Origin of the sequence: Aromatoleum evansii (genome assembly GCF_045689615.1) — a bacterium.
GTDB lineage: Bacteria > Pseudomonadota > Gammaproteobacteria > Burkholderiales > Rhodocyclaceae > Aromatoleum > Aromatoleum evansii.
On sequence record NZ_CP141259.1, the window covers coordinates 1192177 to 1212790 of the forward strand.

The following is a 20614-nucleotide window of genomic DNA, read 5'->3' on the forward strand; positions in this document are numbered from 1 at the left end:
TAACGCGGAGAGTGAAATGTCCGAACTGTTCAAGAATATCGAGGCACGCACGCGCCTGGCCGGAACGAACAAGCTGGAGATACTGCTGTTCACGCTCGGCGTGGATCAGCGCACGGGACGTCGTGAAACCTTCGGCATCAACGTGTTCAAGGTGCGCGAGGTGATGCGTACGCCAGCCATCACCGCGGCACCGGAGATGCCGTCCTCGGTCGAAGGGATGGTCAGCCTGCGCGGCGTGCTGGTGCCCGTCGTCGATCTCGGCCGCTACGTCGGCGTCGGGGCTGACGCCCGGCGCGACATCATGATCGTCACCGAATACAACGGCCACACGCAGGGCTTCCTGGTCGAGGCAGTCGACACGATCCTGCGCCTCGACTGGGCGCAGATGCGCGTGCCCCCGGACATGCTCACGGCCAACATGGGCGGGCTGGTCACGGCGGTCACCGAGCTCAAGGACAACAAGTTGGTCATGATGCTGGATGTCGAGAAGGTCCTCGCCGAGACGACGACCCAGGACGACCAGTATCTCTTCAAGGGGATCGAGCCGATCGAGGGAAGTACGCACACGGTGTATTTCGCCGACGACTCCTCGGTGGCGCGCCGTCAGATCGAACGCACGCTCGATGTCCTGGGTGTGCCCTACGTGGGGTCGATCAACGGCCGCATGGCGTGGGAAGAGCTGCAGAAGGCGGCACGCTTCGCCGAATCCACCGGGCGCAAGGTCAGTGACGTGGTCAGCCTGGTGCTCACCGACGTCGAGATGCCCGAGATGGACGGCTACATCCTGACCAAGTCGATCAAGTCCGACCCGCGTTTTGCGGGCATCCCCGTGATCATGCACTCGTCGCTGTCCGGCATGTCGAACCAGCAGCTCGGCAAGTCGGTCGGTGTCGATGAATACGTTCCCAAGTTTGAACCTCAGCGTCTCGCCGAGACGCTGCGCCGCCTGCTCAACTGCACCGAGCAGCAAGTCCGCGCATCCTGAGGAATCCTCGCCATGTCCAGTTACCAGACCGAAGAAAACGGCGTGCTCAACGTCGTCGATGGCCGCACCAGCCTGGCCGGCTCGAACCGCATGGAGATCCTGCTGTTCTCGCTCGGAACCACGGAAACCTTCGGCATCAACGTGTTCAAGGTGCGCGAGGTATCGGCAACGCCCTTCATCACGCGCGCGCCAAACATGCCGGCGGGCGTGGAGGGGCTGATCTCGCTGCGCGGCAACGTCATCCCGGTGCTCTCGCTGGCTAAGATCCTCGGCCTCGCGCGGCCGGGCGAACCGCTCGGCGGTTCGATGATGGTCACCGAATACAGCAAGCGCACCCTCGGTTTCCTCGTGGCCGGGGTCGACCGCATCATCCGCGTCGACTGGGACAAGGTGCGTGCTCCGGACAACGTCTCGAGCAACGTGCACAACTACATTACCGCGATCACCGAGCTGCCCGACGGCAAGCTGGTGTCCATCGTCGATGTAGAGACGGTGCTGGCGACGACCTTCGGCGATGCGGTGGTCGGCAACATCGCGCCGATCCCGGACGGCGAGGACTATGAGGTCTTCTACGTCGACGACTCGGGCGTCGCGCGACGCAAGATCGCCGAAGTGCTCGACAAGCTGGGGGTCAGGCACAAGCATGCGGTCAATGGCCTGGAGGCCTGGACGCGCCTGCAGGGCATGGCCAGCCATGCGCAGCAGATCGGCCACCGGGTGAGCGACGAGCTCGACCTGATCCTCGTCGATGCCGAGATGCCGGAGATGGACGGGTACGTGTTGACGCGCAACATCAAGGCCGACAGCCGCTTCGACGGCATCCCGGTCGTGATGCACTCCTCGCTGTCGTCGGAAGCAAACCGGGCGATGGGAAAGCGGGTCGGTGTGGACGCCTACGTGGCAAAATTCGACGCCGATGCGCTCGCAGACACCCTGCGTCCGCTGCTGACCCGGGGTCATCAAGGCTGACCCGGGTCGTGCGCAAGATTACGGAGATACAAGAATGTCCGACCCCAAGATGAAATTCCTCGTCGTCGACGATTTCTCGACCATGCGCCGCATCGTGCGCAACCTGCTCAAGGAGCTGGGCTTCACCAACGTCGACGAGGCCGAGGACGGCGCGGTCGCGCTGCAGAAGCTCAACAGCGCGCCGTTCGACTTCGTCGTGACCGACTGGAACATGCCCAACATGGACGGGCTGACGCTGCTGCAGACGATCCGCCAGACTCCGCATCTGCGCCACCTGCCGGTGCTGATGGTCACTGCCGAGGCGAAGAAGGAAAACATCATCGCTGCGGCTCAGGCCGGCGCCAGCGGCTACATCGTCAAGCCCTTCACTGCGGCGACGATGTCGGAAAAGCTGGAAAAGATCTTCGAAAAAATGGGCAAGAAGGCCACCGCCTGAGGGGCGGGAAAAGAAACGATCAGGGAGGCCGATAATGGCGAAGAAGCTGAAACAGGACGAGGTCGGGGATTCGGACGAACTCCAGGCCCTGTTCGACAGCATCGCGAACACTCAGGCGCAGCCGGCGCCGGCGGCAGTGCGGCCAGCGCCTGCTCCCGCCCCCTCTGCGGCGGGCGATTCCGGCGGCGATGATGCCGAACTGCAGGCCCTGTTCGATGCCGTCGCGGCGGACTTCGATGCCGGTTGCGCCGAGGCAGAGACTGCCGCGCCCGATGCAGCGGCTGCGTCGAGCGTGCAGCCCGAACACAGTTGCGACGCGGTGTTCACGCGGATCGGACAGATGACACGACAAGTGCACAACACCCTGCGCGAGCTGGGCTCCGACGACGGCCTGCAGGATGCCGTGCAGGCGATTCCGGATGCACGCCAGCGCCTGACCTACATCGCGCAGATGACCGAGCAGGCGGCGAGCCGCGTGCTTAATGCGACCGACATTGCCCAGCCGATCCAGAATCGCATCCAGTCGGGTGCTTCCGACCTGCACTCGCGTTGGGACCGGCTGTTCGCGAACCAGCTGTCGGTCGAGGAGTTCAAGGCGCTGTCGGCTGAAACGCGCAGCTTCCTCGGCGAGGTGGTGGAGGGGAGCCGCGCGACCAACGCGCAGCTGATGGAAATCATGATGGCGCAGGATTTCCAGGACCTGACCGGGCAGGTGATCAAGAAAGTTGTCGATCTCGCGCAGAAGCTGGAGACCGAACTCCTGCAGGTGCTGCTCGAGGTGACGCCGGCGGAAAAGCGCGGCGAGAAGCACAGCGGGCTGATGAACGGACCGGTCGTGAGCACCGAGGGCCGCGACGACGTGGTGACGACGCAGGAGCAGGTGGACGACCTGCTCGACAGCCTGGGCTTCTGAACGGTCGGTGCCCGGGGCCGCCGGGCAGGACAGCCCGGATGACCGGGCCGATCAATGCAAGGGGCCGCCGGCCCGCAACAAAGATAGCGAGAATGCGATGAGTGACTTCGCCGGAATGGAAGACCTTCTTCAGGATTTCCTGATCGAGGCGGGAGACTTGCTCTCCGGGGTCGACAACAAGCTCGTGGATCTCGAGCGCTCGCCCGACGACCGCGGCCTGCTCAACGAGATCTTCCGCGGCTTCCATACGATCAAGGGCGGTGCCGGCTTCCTCAACGCGACGGAACTGGTCACCCTGTGCCACCTGACCGAGAACCTGTTCGACAACCTGCGCAACGGCGAGCTTGCCGTGACGCCGGAGATCATGGATGTGATCCTCGCCGCGACGGCGACGGTGCGTGACATGTTCGCGAGCCTGGAGCAGGGCATGCAGCCGGCCGCGGCCGATCCGGATCTGATCGCGCGCCTCAGGCAGGCGATCGCGGGTGAACTCGCCGCTGCTCCCGCTGCGCCGGCGCCTGCTGCGGTGGCCAGCCCGTTGGCCGCTGGCGGCGCGCCCGACTGGGAGCTGCTGCATGGCGTCGTGACCGGCGTGGCGCGCGTGGTGCAGCCGGTGCGTGAAGCCGGGCCGGTGGCGGCGGTCGTTCCTGCCGCCCCGACGCTTCCGCCCGAGGAAGTCATCAAGGCGGCGGTGGGCCGCCGCGCAAGCGACAAACCCGGTTCGCAGATCAGCACGGGCCGTCGCGAGGGCGAGAAACAGCGCGACAACTCGATCCGCGTCGATACGACGCGCCTCGACCAGGTGCTCAACCTCTCGGGCGAGATCGGCCTGACGAAGAACCGCCTCAACGCCCTGCGCAGCGACATCCTCTCCGGTCGCAACGACACCGAGACGCTGCATTCGCTGGATATCGCGGTCAGCCAGCTCGACCTGCTCGTATCGGACCTGCAGAACGCGGTCATGAAGACGCGCATGCAGCCGATCGGGCGCCTGTTCCAGAAGTACCCGCGCATCGCGCGCGATCTCGCGCGCAACATGGGCAAGGACGTCGAGCTGGTGCTCGCGGGCGAGGAAACCGAGATCGACAAGACGATGATCGAGGATCTCGCCGATCCAATCATCCACCTGATCCGCAACGCGGTCGATCACGGCGTCGAGGATGTGGCGGGGCGGATCGCAAGCGGCAAGCCGGAGAAATCCATCGTCCGCCTCGAGGCGCGCCAGGAGGGCGATCACATCGTGATCCTCGTCGCCGACGACGGCCGCGGCATGAACGCCGAGCGGCTGCGCGCGAAAGCGGTCGAGAAGGGGCTCATCACCGACGAAGAGTCCAATGCGATGGACGAGCGCCAGAGCTTCAACCTGGTGTTCCTGCCCGGCTTTTCGATGGCGGCGCAGGTGTCGGACGTGTCGGGCCGCGGCGTCGGCATGGACGTCGTGCGCACCAACATCCAGAAGCTCAACGGCAGCATCGAGATCCAGTCGCAACTCGGCAAGGGCACGACCTTCGTGATCAGCCTGCCGCTGACGCTGGCGATCCTGCCGGTGCTGCTGGTGCGTCTGGGCGAGCAGCCGTTCGCGGTGCCGCTGTCGATGGTGCGCGAGATCCTGCCGATCGAGGCGAAGGAGGTGCAGGAAGTCGGCGGGCGTGCGACGATGGTCGTGCGTGGCGAGGTTCTGCCGATCCTGCCGCTGGCGGGGCTGCTGGGCTGGCCGCTGGAGCACGCGCCGTGCTACGGCGTGCTGATGCAGACGGCGGAGATGTCCTTCATCCTCGGCATCGACACTTTCGCGGGCCGCGAGGACGCGGTGATCAAGTCGCTCGACGACTTCCGCCCGAAGGGCGTTGCCGGGGTGACGACCCTGTCGAACGGCCAGATCGTGCTGATCCTCGACATGAAGGAGTTGCTCGGCAGCGCCGGCGACCAGCGCTGGCTGAGTCGCATGACGATGATGGCCAAGCAGGTCGCGACCGCCTGATCAGCGGAGGACGCAGGAAACGAAAAGCCCGGCGGGAGGGACAGCCTCCGCCGGGCTTTGTCTTGTTCGGGGCGTGCGCGCGTCAGGCCGTGAGCTGCAGCAGCTGCGCGAAGGCGTCCTCGAATTGCGCCAGCCCTTCTCGCTGCAGGCGTTCGCCTGCAGCCGTCATGTCGATGCCCAGGTCGTTCAGTGCGTCGAAGGTCGCGCGCGCGGCGCTGACATCCTCGGCGAGCGTCGCAGCGACCTTGCCGTGGTCGCGCAACGCTGCGAGCGTGGCGTCGGGTAGCGTATTCACGGTTTCCGGACCGATCAGCGGCTCGGCGTAGAGCAGGTCGCTGTAGGCGGGGTTCTTGGTGCCGGTGCTCGCCCACAGCATGTACTGCGGGCGGGCGCCCGCGGCGCGCAGGTCGGCGAAGGCCGCGCCGTGGAAGCGTTCCTGGTAGCGTTGGTAGGCGAGCTTCGCTATCGCCACCGCCGCCTTGCCGCGCAGGGCGAGCGCATCGCCGCCGAGCTCTTCGAGCTGCTTGTCGATGAGGGTGTCGACGCGCGAAAGGAACAGGCTCGCGACCGACATCACCTTGCGCACGTCGCCGCCGGCCTGGCGCAGGCGCTGCAGGCCCTGGATGTAGGCGTCGGCGACGGCATCGACGTGGGCGAGCGAGAACATCAGCGTGACGTTGACGCTCACGCCGCGTCCGATCAGCAGTTCGATCGCATCCAGACCCGCAGTGGTTGCGGGCACCTTGATCAGCAGGTTGTCGCGTGCCACGGCCTGCTTCAGGCGCAGGCCTGCGGCAAGCGTGCCGGCCGCGTCGTGGGCGAGGGCGGGCGACACCTCGAGGCTCACATAGCCGGCGTTGCCGCCGCTGCGCTCCCAGGTCGGGCGCAACAGATCGCAGGCGCGCTGCACGTCAGGGATCACCAGCCCTTCATAGCGTGCCTCGGCATCGAGCGCTTGCTGCTTCAGGGCAGCGAGGTCGTCCTCGTAATAGCGCCCGCCCGCGATGGCCTTGTGGAAGATGGCCGGGTTCGTCGTGACGCCGTCAACGCCGTCCTCGGCGATCATCTTTGCGAGCTGACCTTCGTTGAGGAGGGTGCGGGAGAGGTTGTCGAGCCAGACTTGCTGGCCCTGGGCGCGGACCTGGAGCAGGGGATTCATGAGCTGGAGCCGGTGTCAGGTTTGTAGTCGTGGAGATTCATTGTGCAACGAATCGGTGAGGACAAGAAGACTCCGCGTGCGCGAGGGTGTTGCCGGGCGTGTCCGTCGCCGCTCAGGCCGCCTTCGCGGCATCGGTCCAGCCCAGCGCGTCGAGCACGTGGGCGAAGTCTTCCGCGAGGGGCGTGCCCAGGTCGAGCGCTGCGCCGGTGTGTGGATGCGCGAGCTGCATGCGGGTGCAGGCGAGGAGCAGGCGCGAGACGCCGAAGAGCTCGCCGAACAGCCGATTGTGTCGTCCCTTGCCGAAGGTCGCGTCGCCGATGATGGGATGGGATATGTGTTTCAGGTGGCGCCGGATCTGGTGGCGGCGGCCGGTGTCCGGGCTGAGTTCGACCAGCGCGTAGCGGCTCGTCGGGTAGCGGTCGACCTGATACGGTAGTTCGGTGATGGCAAGGCGTCGGAAGTGCGTCACGGCGTCCTGCGCAGAGGCCTCCGCAGCGGTTTCGGGGCGGCGCTCGGCGTCGTCGAAGCGGCGCGTCAGCGGGTGGTCGATGACGCCCTCCGCGGGCGGATGGCCGCGCACGACGGCGAGATAGGTCTTGCGCACGGCCTGCCGTTCGAATGCCGACGACACCAGGGCGGCCGTCTCGCGGTCGAGCGCGAACAGCAGCACGCCCGAGGTGCCCTTGTCGAGGCGATGCACGGGATGCACGTGGCGGCCGAGCTGGTCGCGCAGGATCTGCACCGCGAAGCGTTCCTCGTGCACGTCGAGGACGGAGCGATGGACCAGCAGCCCGGAGGGCTTGTGCACCGCGACGAGGAAGTCGTCGCGGTGCAGGATGGGCAGGGTTTCCGTTGGCTGTACCGCGGGGGCGCTAGCCCCTGCGCTCGTGGCCGCAAGGGCGCCGCTCAAAGCGCCGCGCCGGTCGCGTCGAACAGACCTTCGAACAGGATGGAGCTGAGGTAGCGCTCGCCCGAATCCGGCAGGATGGCGACGATGGTCTTTCCCGCGTTCTCCGGCCGCTGCGCGAGACGTGCCGCGACGGCCGCCGCTGCGCCGCACGAGATGCCCGACAGGATGCCTTCCTCGCGCGCGAGGCGACGGGCGTAAAGGATCGCGTCTTCGTTGCTGACGGTTTCCACGGCGTCGATCAGCGACATGTCCAGCACCTGCGGCACGAAGCCGGCACCGATGCCCTGGATCTTGTGCGGGGACGGTTTCAGCGGTTCGCCCGCGCGGGTCTGCGTCAGCACCGGGCTCGCGGCCGGTTCGACGGCCACCGACAGGATCGCCTTGCCCTGCGTCTGCTTGATGTAGCGCGACACGCCGGTGATCGTGCCGCCGGTGCCGACGCCCGAGACGAGGATGTCGATCTTGCCGTCGGTGTCGTTCCAGATCTCGGGGCCGGTCGTCGCCTCGTGGATCGCCGGGTTCGCCGGGTTTTTGAACTGTTGCAGCAGCACGTACTTGTTCGGGTCGGAGGCGGCGATCTCCTCCGCCTTCGCGATCGCGCCGTTCATGCCTTTCGCGCCTTCGGTGAGCACCAGCTTGGCGCCGTAGGCGACCAGCAGTTTGCGCCGTTCGACGCTCATCGTGTCGGGCATCGTCAGGGTGATGGGAATGCCGCGTGCGGCGGCGACGAAGGCCAGCGCGATGCCGGTGTTGCCGCTCGTGGGCTCGACGATCTCCTTGCCCGGGCCGAGCAGGCCGCGCTTTTCGGCGTCCCAGATCATCGCCGCGCCGATGCGGCACTTCACCGAATAGGCTGGGTTGCGGCCTTCGATCTTGCCCAGCACGATCGCGGGGGCGCCATCGGTGATGCGATTCAGTTTGATCAGCGGGGTCTTGCCGATGGATTCGGCGTTGTCAGCGTACCAATTCGACATTTGTGGGCTCCATGGTGCGGAAATCGGAGAATAGCAGGCGCCGGCGCGCGGCGCGCTGCTTCATTCTTCGGCGTGGCCGTTGCCGGCGGGGGTGACGCTGTGGCGCACCGTCGCTTCGCCGAGCGTCGGCGAGCACATTTCGATGAAGCGGTAGGCGAATCCGCGCAGGTAATGCCCACGCCGCACTGCGATGCGCGTCGTGTTCGCCGGAAAGAGGTGGCTGGTGTCGAGCAGGCGCAGTTCGCCCTCGCGCCCGGGCTGGAAGGCCATCGACGCGACGATGCCGACGCCCAGCCCCAGTTCGACGTAGGTCTTGATGACGTCCGCGTCCATCGCCGACATCGCGACGTCCGGCGAGAGTCCCGCCGCGGCGAACGCGCGGTCGATCAGGGAGCGCCCGGTGAAGCCTTCGTGGTAGGTGATCAGCGGGTATTCGGCGATCGCCTCGAGCGTCAGCGGCCGGGCCGCCTCCAGCGGATGGCCGGCCGGCACGATCACCGAGTGGTGCCAGGAGTAATAGGGGAATGACGCGAGCTCGGCGACCCCGGCGAGCGCTTCGGTCGCGATGCCAATATCCGCCTGGCCGTCCAGCAGCATGGACACGATCTCCTCGGGGCTGCCCTGGTGCAGCTTGAGATACACCTTCGGATAGACCTTCTTGAACTCCGTCACGACGCGGGGAAGGGCGTAGCGTGCCTGCGTGTGCGTGGTGACGACGGTCAGGCGGCCTTCGTCGCGGTTGCTGTACTGCTCGGCGAGACGCTTGATGTTGCCCGCGTCGAGGAGCATGCGCTCGACCATCACGACCAGTTCCTTGCCGGGGTCGGTGAGGCCCAGCAGACGCTTGCCCTTGCGCACGAAGAGCTCGACGCCGAGTTCGTCCTCGAGGTCCTTGATGTGCTTGGAGACGCCAGATTGCGACGTAAACAGCGCGTTGGCGACCTCCGTGAGATTGAAGTTGCGGCGCACCGTCTCGCGGATGATGCGTAGCTGCTGGAAATTCATGCAGTTGCTCCAGTGATGCCGTTGCGCTCGAAGACCTTGAGGTGCGAGGGTAGCAGGCGCACGGCCTGGCCTTCGGCGAGATTCAGCTCGGCGACGCGTTGCTGCGTCAGCTCGACCTCGAAATGCTGGCCGCTGGCGCCGTTCAGCCCGTCGAGCTCGATGCGGGCGGTGACGCCGAAAGCGAGGATGCGGGTGACGCGTGCCGCGACGCCAGTGTTGGCGTGAGCGTCTGCAAGCAGGTCCAGTTCGTGCGGACGCGCGAACGCGATCACTTCCGATCCTGCATCGAATTCCTGCTGCGCGCTCGGCAGCACGTCGTCGCCGACGCGCAGCGCGTTGTCTTCCACTCGGCCGTGGAAGAAGTTCACCGAGCCGAGGAAACCATACACGAAGGGCGTCGCGGGCTGGCGGTAGACCTCTTCGGGCGTGCCGATCTGCTCGACATGGCCGCGGTCCATCAGCACGACGCGATCGGCGACCTCGAGCGCCTCCTCCTGGTCGTGGGTGACAAAGATCGAGGTGATATGCAGTTCGTCGTGCAGCTTGCGCAGCCAGCGGCGCAGCTCCTTGCGCACCTTGGCGTCGAGCGCCCCGAAAGGCTCGTCGAGCAGCAACACACGCGGCTCCACCGCGAGTGCACGGGCGAGCGCAATGCGCTGGCGCTGGCCGCCGGACAGTTGCGCCGGGAAGCGGTCGGCGAGCCAGTCGAGCTGCACGAGGTCGAGGAGTTCATGCACCTTGTCGCGGATCTGCCGTTCCGACGGACGTTGCCCGCGCGGTTTCATGCGCTTGCCGAAGGCGACGTTGTCGAACACGCTCATGTGGCGGAACAGTGCGTAATGCTGGAACACGAAACCGACCTGGCGCTCGCGCACGTGGGTGCCCGAGGCGTCGTCCCCGTCCAGCAGCACCTGTCCGGATTCGGCCTGCTCAAGACCGGCGATGATGCGCAGGAGCGTGGTCTTGCCGCAGCCGGACGGGCCCAGCAGCGCCACCAGCTCGCCGGTCGGGAAGTCGAGCGAGACGTCGTCGAGCGCGACGAAGTCGCCGAACGTCTTGCGGATGTTTCTGACCTGAATGCTCATGATGCGGCGTCCTGATGGGCATCTCGTGATCGATTCCCGCCGCCGGCGCGGTGCTCGACCCAGGTCTTTATCGCCAGGGTCACGAGCGCCAGCAGTGCCAGCAGCGAGGCCACCGCGAAGGCGGCGGCGAACTGGTACTCGTTGTAGAGGATCTCGACGTGCAACGGCAGGGTGTTGGTCTGCCCGCGGATGTGGCCGGAGACGACCGACACCGCACCGAACTCGCCCATCGCGCGGGCATTGCACAGGATCACGCCATACAGCAGTCCCCACTTGATGTTCGGCAGCGTCACGTACCAGAAGGTCTGCCAGCCGTTGGCGCCGAGCACGATCGCGGCTTCCTCCTCCTCCCGGCCCTGCGCCTGCATCAGCGGAATGAGCTCGCGCGCGACGAAGGGGAAGGTCACGAACACCGTCGCCAGCACGATGCCGGGAACGGCGAAGATGATCCTGATGTCGTGATCCGCGAGCCATGGCCCGAGCCAGCCCTGCGCGCCGAAGATCAGCACGTAGATCAGGCCGGCGATCACGGGCGACACCGAGAACGGCAGGTCGATCAGCGTGATGAGGAAGTGCTTGCCGCGGAACTCGAACTTCGCGATCGCCCACGCGGCGCAAACGCCGAACACCAGGTTGAGCGGCACCGCGATCACCGCGGCGGTGAGCGTGAGCTTGATTGCCCACAGCGCATCCTCATGGACGAGCGCGCTCCCGTAGGTTCCCCAGCCCTTGCGCAGCGCTTCGATGAAGACGGCCACCAGAGGCAACAGCAGGAAAACCGCGAAGAAGGTGAGCGAAATTCCGAGTATGGTCCATTTGACCCATGGGGCTTCGCGTGTGGCCTCGCGGGACTCGAAGCGGACCGCGGCATCGGCCTGCATGGCGCCGGCCCAGTTGAGTGTCGTCGCGCCGGCCATCAGCGCTCCCTCCCGGTTCTGCTGGCCGTCCACGCCTGCAGGCCGTTGATCAGCAGCAGCAGCGCGAACGACACCACCAGCATCACCACCGCGATCGCGGTGGCGCCGGCGTAATCGTATTGTTCGAGTTTGGTGATGATCATCAGCGGCGTGATCTCCGACACCATCGGGATGTTGCCGGCGATGAAGATCACCGAGCCGTATTCGCCCACGGCGCGCGCGAAGGCCAGCGCAAAGCCCGTCAGCAGTGCCGGCAGCAGCACCGGCAGGATCACGTGGCGGAAGATCTGCCAGCGCCGGGCCCCCAGGCTCGCGGCGGCTTCCTCCAACTCGGTGTCGAGGTCCTCGAGGATGGGCTGCACGGTCCGCACGACGAAGGGCAGGCCGATGAAGACCAGCGCGACGAGCACGCCAAGGGGCTTGAACGCAACCTGGATCCCCAGCGGATCGAGGTACTGTCCGATCCAGCCGTTCTTCGCGTACAGCGCGGTCAGCGCGATGCCGGCGACTGCGGTGGGCAGCGCGAAGGGCAGGTCCACGAGTGCGTCGATGACGCGCTTGCCCGGAAAGCTGTAGCGCACGAGCGACCACGCCAGCAGCAGGCCGAACATGGCGTTGATGGCGGCGGCCGCGAGCGACATGCCGAAGGACAGCTTGTAGCTTGCAACGACGCGCGGTGCGCTGATCACGTTCCAGAATTCCGCGATGCTCAGGCTGGCCGTCTTGAGGAAGACCGCCGCGAGCGGCAGCAGCACGATCAACGACAGATAGGCGAGGGTGTAGCCGAGCGTCAGGCGGAAGCCCGGCAGCACCCGGAAGGTCCGGCTGGCGCTCATATCTTGGCGTTCCCAATGCATTTCATGATTCAAGTCTATGCGTGCTGCTTGTGCCCGTTAAATAATAAAAAGCGGGCTGGTTATTCGATTTCCTGCTAAGGACGTCAGGGGCGGGGGCGCCCGTCGTGCACGGCCGGACCGCAGTCCGTGCCCGTCAGGGGCTGCAGCTAAGCCTTGCGCGGGGACGGATCCGGAGCGCCGGTCCGCAATTCGAGCGAGCTGCGGGTGTGATGGCGCAGGCGTGCCAGCGTACTGCGCCGCCCCTTGTGCGATTCCTGCCGGCCGGAGATCGCCCCCAGCGGCACGTCCTCGTGCGCCTGCTGCATGCCGTCGAGCAGGTCGTGGCAGAAGGGCCACGCGCCGAAGCCGGCGTCGACGTTGATGTGGCCCGCCGCGCCGATGTTGATGAAGCGCGCACCCCAGCGGTCCGCCCAATAGGCCGCGACCGTCAGCCGTACCCACGGGTCATTGGTGCTGGCGATCACCGCGCAGGGAAAGCCGAGCTGTCGCTGGGGCAGCCAGGGGCCGAGGTCGTCGGCGGGCGCCGGCGCCTCCTCCAGCAGACCGAGCGGACCGAAGCGTGCCGGATCGGCCGGCGCGACGAACAGCGCCCCCGCCACCCGTTCGGGCCGGTCGGCCGCAGCGACCACGCTCGCCAGGCAGCCGAAACTGTGCGCCACGAGCCACACCGCGTGCGGCGACTCGTCGATCTCGCGCCGCACCGCCGCCGCCCAGCGCGCCAGCACGGGCGCCTCCCAGTCGATCCCGCGCACCCGCCGCGCGTCCGGCAGGCGCTGTTCCAGCCAGGTCTGCCAGTGCTCCGGCCCGCTGCCGTGGAAGCCCGGCACGATCAAACTCGTGTGTCGCATGCGCGGCGCTCCGTGTGTCGTGACGCGCGGTTCAGCGCGTGAAGATCTGGTCGAACACGCCGCCGTCGTCGAAGTGCGCCTTCTGCGTCTTCGCCCAGCCGCCGAACAGGCCGTCGATCGTGAAGGTCTTCAGTTTCGGGAAACGCGCCACGTCCTTCGGGTCGGCCAGCTCCGGCTTCGCCGGGCGGTAGTAATGCTGCGCGGCGATCTTCTGCCCGGCGGGCGAGTACAGATATTCCACGTAAGCCTTTGCGACCTCGGTCGTCCCCCGCTTCGCCGCGACCCCGTCGACCACCGTCACCGGCGGTTCGGCCAGGATCGACACCGACGGCACCACGATCTCGAACTTGTCCGGGCCCAGCTCGTTCACCGACAGGAAGGCCTCGTTCTCCCACGCCAGCAGCACATCGCCGATGCCGCGCTGCACGAAGGTATTGGTCGCACCGCGCGCGCCCGAATCGAGCACCGGCACATGCTTGAACAGCTCGGTCACGAACTCCTTCGCCTTCGCCTCGCTGCCGCCCGGCTGCTGCAGCGCATAGCCCCACGCCGCAAGGTAATTCCAGCGCGCGCCGCCCGAAGTCTTCGGATTCGGCGTGATCACCTGGACGCCCGGCTTCACCAGGTCGCCCCAGTCCTTGATCTCCTTCGGATTGCCCTTGCGCACGAGGAAGACGATCGTCGACGTGTAGGGCGAGCTGTTGTGCAGCAGGCGCTTCTGCCAGTCGGCGGGGAACTTGTTCGTCTTCGCCGCGATGACGTCGATGTCATAGGCCAGCGCCAGCGTCACCACGTCCGCCTCGAGGCCGTCGATCACCGCCCGCGCCTGCTTGCCGGAGCCTCCGTGCGACTGCTTGATCGTCACGTCCTGGCCGGTCTTCGCCTTCCAGTACTTCACGAATTCGGGGTTGAACGCCTGGTACAGCTCGCGCGTCGGATCGTAGGAAACGTTGAGCAGCGTCGTCTGCGCCTGTGCGGTGCCGACCAGGCTTGCGGTGAGTGCCAGGGCCAGCAGGCTGCGCCGGAGGATGTTGACCGTCATGATGATTTTCTCCGTGGAAGGGAATTCGATGGAGAAAATCTAACGTCGCGCGCTTATAACCTGAACGAAGAAAATCAGAAAAGTATATTCAGAAATGGCGTGGCCTCCGCCTGCACGACAGGGGAGGCCACGCGGCCGGCCTCACGCGGGGGCCGGCAAGGTCCGCAGGGGGATCAGGCGAAGTTCTTCGCGGCGAAGTCCCAGTTGGCGAGGCTGTTCAGGAAGGTCGCGACGAAGTCCGGGCGACGGTTGCGGTAGTCGATGTAGTAGGCGTGTTCCCACACGTCGATACAGAGCAGGGCCTTGTCGGCGGTCGTCAGCGGGGTGCCGGCTGCGCCCATGTTGACGATGTCGACGCTGCCGTCGGCCTTCTTCACCAGCCAGGTCCAGCCCGAACCGAAGTTGCCCACGGCCGAGGTCGTGAAGGCCTTCTTGAAGTCCTCGAAGCTGCCCCACTTGGCCTTGATCGCTTCGGCCAGCGCGCCCGTCGGCTCGCCGCCGCCGTTCGGCTTCATGCCGTTCCAGAAGAAGGTGTGGTTCCACACCTGGGCGGCGTTGTTATACACGCCGCCGGCGGGAGCCTTCTTGACGATCGCCTCGAGGTCGAGGTTCTCGTACTCGGTGCCCTTGATCAGGTTGTTCAGGTTGGTCACATAGGCCTGGTGGTGCTTGCCGTAGTGGAACTCCATGGTCTCGGCCGAAATGTGCGGAGCCAGGGCGTCCTTCGCGTAGGGCAGGGGGGGCAGGGTATGTTCCATTTGTTCTCCTTCCTGTTTGGTTTCAGGGTTGTCGGGGTCAAAGCCTGACTATTCTAGTCGGGATTGAACCCCGCTGGCAATCCTGCGGGCCGTGCAGCCTGTCCGCGGGAGGATCCTGCAACGCGCGGTGGCGCGCTCGTCATGCTTCCGTGCTATTCACGATAGCACGCAGGCGCCCGTTTGCGAGTTCCACCGAGATTTTCTCGCCTGCCGTCGTCTCGTCGGCGTCCCTCAGGATTCGCCCCTCGGCGTCGCGCGTGATGCTGTAGCCGCGCGCGAGCACCGCCTGCGGCGCCAGATGCTGCAAGTGGGTCGCCAGCGCGGAGAGTCGTTCCGCACGGCGCTGCATGAGCTGTCCACCTGCTGCGCCGAGCCTTTGCGCCGCGCGGGCACAGCGCTCCATCTCCCGGCGCAGGTCGGGCTTGCGGGCGACGAGGCGCAATTCCAGGACGCGGCGTGTCCCTTCCATGCGTTCCAGGCGGCGCGCCATCGCCGCGCCCAGGCGTGTGGCGAGCCGTTCGCTGCGCTCTCGTGCGAGCCCGAGCCGTTCGCGCGGATGCACGAGCCGCAGTGCAGCCCGGTCGAGCCTTTGTGCCAGCCCGTGCAGACGCCGCTCCATGCCGGCGGAAAGGAAACGTCCCAAGTCGCTCACGCGCGCCCGCGCGGCGTGGTAGCCCGCGCTCGCCAGTTCGGCGGCACCGGTCGGCGTCGCCGCGCGCACGTCGGCTGCGAAATCCGCGATCGTAAAGTCGGTCTCGTGACCCACGCCGCTCACCACCGGCACCCGGCACCCGCGGATCGCGCGTGCCAGCGCCTCGTCGTTGAAGGCCCACAGATCCTCGATGCTGCCGCCGCCGCGCACCACCAGGAGCAGGTCGATGGCATCTTCCGCACGGCGCGCGTCCGCCGTCCGTACCGCTTCGGCGAGCCTTGCGCCGGCGTCAGCGCCCTGCACCGGCGACGGGTAGAGGACCACCTCGAGATGCGGGGCACGCCGCTGCAACGCGGCCAGCACATCCCTCCATGCGGCGGCCGCCGGTGACGTCACGACGCCGATGCGCCGCGGGTAATGTGGAAGCTCCCGTTTCGCGGCCGGGTCGAACAGGCCTTCTGACGCGAGCTTTTCCTTGAGGCGCAGGAAGGCCTCGAACAGGTTCCCCTGTCCGGTCTGCCGCAGTGCCTCGACATTGAGCTGGAAGTCGCCGCGCGCCTCGTACAGGGTTACGAGCGAGCGGGCATCCACCCGCATCCCGTTCTCCGGGCGGAAGGGCAGCAGCTGGGCGCGATTGCGCCACATCGTGCAGCGAACCTGCGCCTCGGCGTCCTTCAGCGTGAAATACAAGTGGCCCGAGGGCGCCCGGGTGAGATTGGAGATCTCGCCGCTCACCCACATCAGGGGAAAGCGGGCTTCGAGCGTCTCGCGGGCCATGCGGTTGAGCGCTGAAACGCTGAGAACCCGGCCCGCGCCATTCGTGTCGCCAGGGCCGCCGAAGGGAGGGATCAAGGTGTTTTGCATGGCTGCGATTGTAACGGAATCCACAAGGCTCCCGTTCTGTCAATGGTGAATCTACGAATCCGCGAAGTATTTAAGGATATTTGCAAGCTACTGTTTTTAAACAATAAAATTGTTGCTTAATTTTTCAGCGCAGTAAGAAAACGCTTGTCGCGACAGCTATTTGCCGACTAATTCTCGAAGAATCCACAAACTTATCCACAGGATTTGTGGATTCTTCCTGCGTCCATGACAAAAGGGTGCGCCCTTGCCGTGTTCGCGGCTGGGGTTTACAGTTCTTCTTTTTTCGAGTTTCCGGAGTTCCTGCGTGTTCGCGCTCATCCAGTCCGCGGGCTGGCCCGTCTGGCCCCTCCTGCTGGTATCCATCGTTGCCGTCGCCCTCATCATCGAACGCGGCGTCACCCTGCGTCGCTCGCGCATCGTGCCCGACGGCCTGCTCGACAAGGTGCTTTCCGACCTGCGCCAGAAAGGCGCCACGTCCGAGATGGCCAACCGCGTCGCCGCCCATTCGCCGCTCGGTCGCGTCCTTGCCGCGGGCCTGCGCAACGTCAGCAGCTCGCGCGAGGTCATGAAGGAGGCGATCGAGGAAACCGGCCGCGCCGTCGCGCACGAACTCGAGCGCTTCCTCAACACGCTCGGCACCATCGCGTCGATCGCCCCGCTGATGGGCCTGTTCGGCACCATCGTCGGCATGATCGACATCTTCGCCGCCCAGGGGGCAGCCACGACCAACCCGCAGCAGCTCGCGCAGGGTATCTCCACCGCGCTCTACGCGACGGGCCTGGGCCTGATGATCGCGATTCCTTCGATCATCTTCTGGCGCCATTACCGCGCGGTCGTCGATGGCTTCGTCGTCGACATGGAGCAGCAGGCGATCAAGCTGGTCGAGGTCGTGCACGGCGACCGTCGCCCCTGAGCGGGAATGCAGCGCATGAACTTCCAGCGCGGACGCAAGCACGAAGCACCGGACATCAACCTGATCCCGCTGATCGATGTCCTGCTGGTCCTGATCATCTTCCTCGTCCTCACGACGACCTACTCCAAGGTATCGGGACTCGAGATCAACCTCCCGATGGCCGACACCAAGGCCGCCGAGGTCACGCCCAACGAGATCGTTGTCGCGGTGAATGCCGCCGGAGACGTTCTCGTCAATCGCCAGCCGGTCGGCGACAAGAGCATCAATGCGATCGCCGCGGCGCTCGGTCGCGCCGTTCCTGCCGGGGGCAAGGATCCGGTCGTGGTCATCACGGCGGACGCCAAGGCCGCGCACCAGAGCGTCATCGACGTGATGCAGGCGGCGCAGCGTGCGGGCCTGCCGCACATCACCTTCGCCACCCAGTCCGCCCCGTGAGCGGTCTTGCCGCCGGGGCGGCATCGGCGACCCTGTCGCCGATGCCGTGCACCTGATCCATGGCGCGCAGCAGTCCGGAGTGGTGGCGGCGCCGCTCTCTCCTCGCGCACCTGCTGCGCCCCTTGTCGGCGCTGTTCGGCGCCCTCGCCGCGACGCGTCGTCGCCGTTATCGCAGTGACCCGCGGCGCGTCGAGCGCCTCCCCGTCCCGGTCATCATCGTCGGCAACATCGCTGTCGGCGGCAGCGGCAAGACCCCGGTCGTGGATTGGCTCGTGCGCGAGTTGCGCGCGGCGGGCTGGACTCCCGGCGTCGTCAGTCGCGGATATGGTGGCCATGTCAGCGGCGTCGCCCTGGTTCCTGCCGACGGCGATACGTCCCTTTACGGCGACGAACCCGTGCTCCTCGCGCGTCTGACCGGTTGTCCCGTCGCCGTCGGTGCGGACCGTCCGGCCGCGGCAAGAGCGCTTCTGGCCCGGCATCCCGAGTGCGACGTAATTGTTTCCGACGACGGCTTGCAGCATTACCGCCTCGCACGCGACGTCGAACTCGCGGTTGTGGACGAGCGCACGCTCGGCAACCGCTGGCTGCTGCCCGCGGGTCCTCTGCGCGAACCGCTGACCCGGCTGCGCGAAGTCGACATGGTGATTGCCCACGGTCCCCTTTCGGCCGTGGTCAGGCGGGCGATCGGCGACACCCCGGTATTCCCGATGCGACTCGAGGGGGATGATTTCATCTCCCTCCAGGATGCGGCGCATCGATGCCGGCCCGATACATTCATGGGGCGTCGTGTGCACGCGGTCGCCGGCATAGGTCGCCCGGAGCGTTTCTTCGATCAATTGCGCGCGATGGGGCTCGACGTCGTGCCCCATCCCTTTCCGGACCATCACCCATTCACCGCCGCCGACCTGGCGTTCGCGCCCGGCGAGGCGAAAGTCCTGACCAGCAAGGATGCGGTAAAATGCTCGGCTTTCGCGTCTGCCGACACTTGGGAATTCCCGGTCAGGGCACAGATCCCGGCGGGCGCCGCCGAACATATCCTGGAGAAACTGTCGCATGGACGCCAGACTGCTTGAAATCCTCGTGTGCCCCGTCTGCAAGGGTCCTCTCGACTTCGTCAAGGACAAGCAGGAGCTCGTCTGCAAGGCCGACCGCCTCGCGTTCCCGATCCGAGACGGCATTCCGGTGATGCTCGAGGAAGAGGCGCGCCAGCTGCCGGCCGAAGAAGTCGACGCCCTGCGCCGCTGAGCATGGCCGGCTTCCACGTCGTCATTCCGGCGCGCTACGCCTCGACGCGCCTGCCGGGCAAGCCGCTCGCTGACATCGGCGGCAAGCCGATGGTGGTGCGCGTGCTCGAGCAGGCACGCAAGGCCGGGCCGCTGTCCGCGTGGGTCGCGACCGACGATGCACGCGTCGTCGAAGCCGTGCAGTCGGCCGGCGGCGACGTGCTGATGACACGCGCCGATCATCCCAGCGGCACCGACCGCCTCGCCGAGGTCGTCGCCGCCCGTGGCTGGAGCGATGACCAGATCGTCGTGAATGTGCAGGGGGACGAACCGCTGATCGACCCCGCCCTGATTGCCGATGTCGCGCGCGCCCTGGCCGATGCGCCTGACGCCGCCATCGCGACGGCCGCGCACACGCTGCACGACGCCGCCGAATTCTTCAATCCGAACGTTGTCAAGGTCGTGTGCGACGCGAACGATCGTGCGCTGTATTTCTCACGTGCCCCGATTCCCTGGGCGCGCGACGATTTCGCCAAATCCCGCGAGGCGATCCCCGCGGGCCTTCCGGTGCAGCGCCACGTGGGCATCTACGCTTATCGTGTCGACTTCCTGCGCCGCTACGCAGGGCTGTCAGCGTCGCCGCTGGAAAACTGGGAGGCGCTCGAGCAGCTCCGGGCGCTGTGGCACGGTTACCGCATTCGGGTACTGTCCGTCGAACGCGCGCCGGCGGCGGGCGTCGATACGCCCGAAGACCTTGAGCGCGTCCGGGCCGCGTTTGACCGCGCAGGTCGAGTCGAGTAAGTTTCGGGCTTCATTTTTTGGGAACCATGCGGCCGGACTGGCGCCGCATGACAGGGAGGAGAGGATTCATGCGTTTGATTCTGTTGGGACCCCCGGGCGCAGGCAAGGGCACGCAGGCGAACTTCATCAAGGAGAAGTTCGGCATTCCGCAGATTTCCACCGGCGACATGCTGCGCGCCGCGGTCAAGGCGGGCACTCCGCTGGGTATCGAGGCCAAGAAGGTGATGGATGCGGGCGGCCTCGTCTCCGACGACATCATCATCGGCCTGGTGAAGGACCGCCTGCAGCAGGACGACTGCAAGGCCGGCTACATGTTCGACGGCTTCCCGCGCACGATTCCGCAGGCTGACGCGATGAAGGAAGCCGGCGTGCCGATCGACTTCGTCCTCGAGATCGACGTTCCCGACAGCGAGATCGTCGAGCGCATGAGCGGGCGGCGTGTGCACGTTGCCTCGGGCCGCACCTACCACGTCAAGTTCAACCCGCCCAAGGTTGCGGGCAAGGACGACGTGACCGGCGAGGATCTCATCCAGCGCGACGACGATCGCGAGGAAACCGTGAAGAAGCGCCTCGAGGTCTATCACGCCCAGACCAAGCCGCTGGTCGAGTACTATTCCCAGTGGGCCGCTTCCGGTGCGGCTGCCGCCCCGAAGGTCCGCAAGATCTCCGGTCTCGGCGCGGTCGAGGCGATCACCGCGAGCGCGTTCGAAGCGCTGAAGTAAGCGGACGTCTCCGGCACAGGCGCGGCGAGCGGCGGGAGCCATCCCGTTTCTCGCCGCGTTTGCATTGGTAAGCCGGCAACGACATGCCCGTTCGGGCTGAGCCTGGCGAAGCCCTGCCCATGTCTTGCGATAGGAACGGCGGTATAGGGCTGCCGCCTTGAAAGC

At 66.4% G+C, this 20614-nt stretch carries 22 protein-coding genes; 11 read left to right on the plus strand and 11 right to left on the minus strand.

The window, feature by feature from the left end; genetic code table 11:
- Nucleotides 1-16 precede the first annotated feature (16 nt).
- From U5817_RS05355 to U5817_RS05375, 5 genes are all read left to right on the plus strand, one after another.
- Nucleotides 17-985: a chemotaxis protein gene (locus U5817_RS05355; protein ID WP_169125022.1), complete on the plus strand. Its 969-nt coding sequence runs from the start codon at nt 17-19 to the stop codon at nt 983-985.
- Nucleotides 986-997: 12 nt separating this feature from the next.
- Entirely contained in the window at nt 998-1954 is a 957-nt protein-coding gene (locus U5817_RS05360; RefSeq protein WP_169125023.1) for a chemotaxis protein, read from the plus strand.
- Nucleotides 1955-1988: 34 nt separating this feature from the next.
- Nucleotides 1989-2390 carry a chemotaxis response regulator CheY gene (cheY, locus tag U5817_RS05365; RefSeq protein ID WP_018991156.1) on the plus strand — a complete coding sequence of 134 codons (402 nt, stop codon included), beginning with the start codon at nt 1989-1991 and terminating at the stop codon, nt 2388-2390.
- 34 nt (nt 2391-2424) lie between these two features.
- Nucleotides 2425-3303, plus strand: a complete 879-nt coding sequence (gene cheZ, locus U5817_RS05370; protein WP_169125024.1) for a protein phosphatase CheZ — start codon at nt 2425-2427, stop codon at nt 3301-3303.
- 97 nt (nt 3304-3400) lie between these two features.
- Nucleotides 3401-5284, plus strand: a complete 1884-nt coding sequence (locus tag U5817_RS05375) for a chemotaxis protein CheA (protein ID WP_407279947.1) — start codon at nt 3401-3403, stop codon at nt 5282-5284.
- Between the two features lie 82 nt (nt 5285-5366).
- On the opposite strand, the gene tal is transcribed toward U5817_RS05375, so the two are convergent.
- From tal to xseA, 11 genes are all read right to left on the minus strand, one after another.
- The gene (gene tal / locus U5817_RS05380) at nt 5367-6443 is read right to left on the minus strand and encodes a transaldolase (protein WP_407279948.1); all 1077 of its coding nucleotides are present in this window, start codon (nt 6441-6443) and stop codon (nt 5367-5369) included.
- 112 nt (nt 6444-6555) lie between these two features.
- Complete coding sequence (locus tag U5817_RS05385; protein ID WP_407279949.1) at nt 6556-7353, minus strand: pseudouridine synthase; 798 nt, start codon at nt 7351-7353, stop codon at nt 6556-6558.
- Complete coding sequence (gene cysK / locus U5817_RS05390; RefSeq protein ID WP_407279951.1) at nt 7350-8327, minus strand: cysteine synthase A; 978 nt, start codon at nt 8325-8327, stop codon at nt 7350-7352. The genes U5817_RS05385 and cysK overlap by 4 nt, the downstream gene beginning before the upstream one ends.
- Before the next feature lie 60 nt (nt 8328-8387).
- Nucleotides 8388-9332 (minus strand): CysB family HTH-type transcriptional regulator, encoded by a 945-nt coding sequence (locus U5817_RS05395; RefSeq protein WP_169125027.1) that lies wholly within the window; start codon nt 9330-9332, stop codon nt 8388-8390.
- A complete protein-coding gene (locus U5817_RS05400; RefSeq protein ID WP_407279952.1) occupies nt 9329-10417 on the minus strand; it encodes a sulfate/molybdate ABC transporter ATP-binding protein in 1089 nt (362 codons plus the stop codon). Before U5817_RS05400 ends, U5817_RS05395 begins: the two co-directional genes overlap by 4 nt.
- Nucleotides 10414-11334 carry a sulfate ABC transporter permease subunit CysW gene (gene cysW, locus U5817_RS05405; RefSeq protein WP_407279953.1) on the minus strand — a complete coding sequence of 307 codons (921 nt, stop codon included), beginning with the start codon at nt 11332-11334 and terminating at the stop codon, nt 10414-10416. The genes U5817_RS05400 and cysW overlap by 4 nt, the downstream gene beginning before the upstream one ends.
- Nucleotides 11334-12170, minus strand: a complete 837-nt coding sequence (gene cysT, locus U5817_RS05410; protein ID WP_407279954.1) for a sulfate ABC transporter permease subunit CysT — start codon at nt 12168-12170, stop codon at nt 11334-11336. Before cysT ends, cysW begins: the two co-directional genes overlap by 1 nt.
- Before the next feature lie 167 nt (nt 12171-12337).
- Nucleotides 12338-13039: an RBBP9/YdeN family alpha/beta hydrolase gene (locus tag U5817_RS05415; protein WP_407279955.1), complete on the minus strand. Its 702-nt coding sequence runs from the start codon at nt 13037-13039 to the stop codon at nt 12338-12340.
- A gap of 31 nt (nt 13040-13070) precedes the next feature.
- Entirely contained in the window at nt 13071-14081 is a 1011-nt protein-coding gene (locus U5817_RS05420; RefSeq protein WP_407279956.1) for a sulfate ABC transporter substrate-binding protein, read from the minus strand.
- A 173-nt stretch (nt 14082-14254) separates the two neighbouring features.
- On the minus strand, nt 14255-14839 hold the full coding sequence (locus U5817_RS05425) for a superoxide dismutase (protein ID WP_169125033.1): 585 nt from the start codon (nt 14837-14839) through the stop codon (nt 14255-14257).
- 139 nt (nt 14840-14978) lie between these two features.
- The gene (xseA, locus tag U5817_RS05430; protein WP_407279957.1) at nt 14979-16355 is read right to left on the minus strand and encodes an exodeoxyribonuclease VII large subunit; all 1377 of its coding nucleotides are present in this window, start codon (nt 16353-16355) and stop codon (nt 14979-14981) included.
- Between the two features lie 304 nt (nt 16356-16659).
- Here xseA and U5817_RS05435 point away from each other — a divergent pair, with 304 nt between their 5' ends.
- From U5817_RS05435 to adk, 6 genes are all read left to right on the plus strand, one after another.
- Entirely contained in the window at nt 16660-17268 is a 609-nt protein-coding gene (locus tag U5817_RS05435; RefSeq protein ID WP_169125035.1) for a MotA/TolQ/ExbB proton channel family protein, read from the plus strand.
- A 15-nt stretch (nt 17269-17283) separates the two neighbouring features.
- Nucleotides 17284-17703, plus strand: coding sequence for an ExbD/TolR family protein (locus U5817_RS05440; RefSeq protein ID WP_407279958.1), 420 nt, complete (start codon nt 17284-17286; stop codon nt 17701-17703).
- 59 nt (nt 17704-17762) lie between these two features.
- Nucleotides 17763-18776 (plus strand): tetraacyldisaccharide 4'-kinase, encoded by a 1014-nt coding sequence (gene lpxK / locus U5817_RS05445; RefSeq protein WP_407279959.1) that lies wholly within the window; start codon nt 17763-17765, stop codon nt 18774-18776.
- A complete protein-coding gene (locus U5817_RS05450; RefSeq protein ID WP_018991185.1) occupies nt 18757-18948 on the plus strand; it encodes a Trm112 family protein in 192 nt (63 codons plus the stop codon). The genes lpxK and U5817_RS05450 overlap by 20 nt, the downstream gene beginning before the upstream one ends.
- A 2-nt stretch (nt 18949-18950) precedes the next feature.
- Complete coding sequence (gene kdsB / locus U5817_RS05455) at nt 18951-19727, plus strand: 3-deoxy-manno-octulosonate cytidylyltransferase (RefSeq protein ID WP_407279960.1); 777 nt, start codon at nt 18951-18953, stop codon at nt 19725-19727.
- A 68-nt stretch (nt 19728-19795) separates the two neighbouring features.
- The gene (gene adk, locus U5817_RS05460) at nt 19796-20449 is read left to right on the plus strand and encodes an adenylate kinase (RefSeq protein ID WP_407279961.1); all 654 of its coding nucleotides are present in this window, start codon (nt 19796-19798) and stop codon (nt 20447-20449) included.
- The last annotated feature ends 165 nt before the right edge of the window (nt 20450-20614 follow it).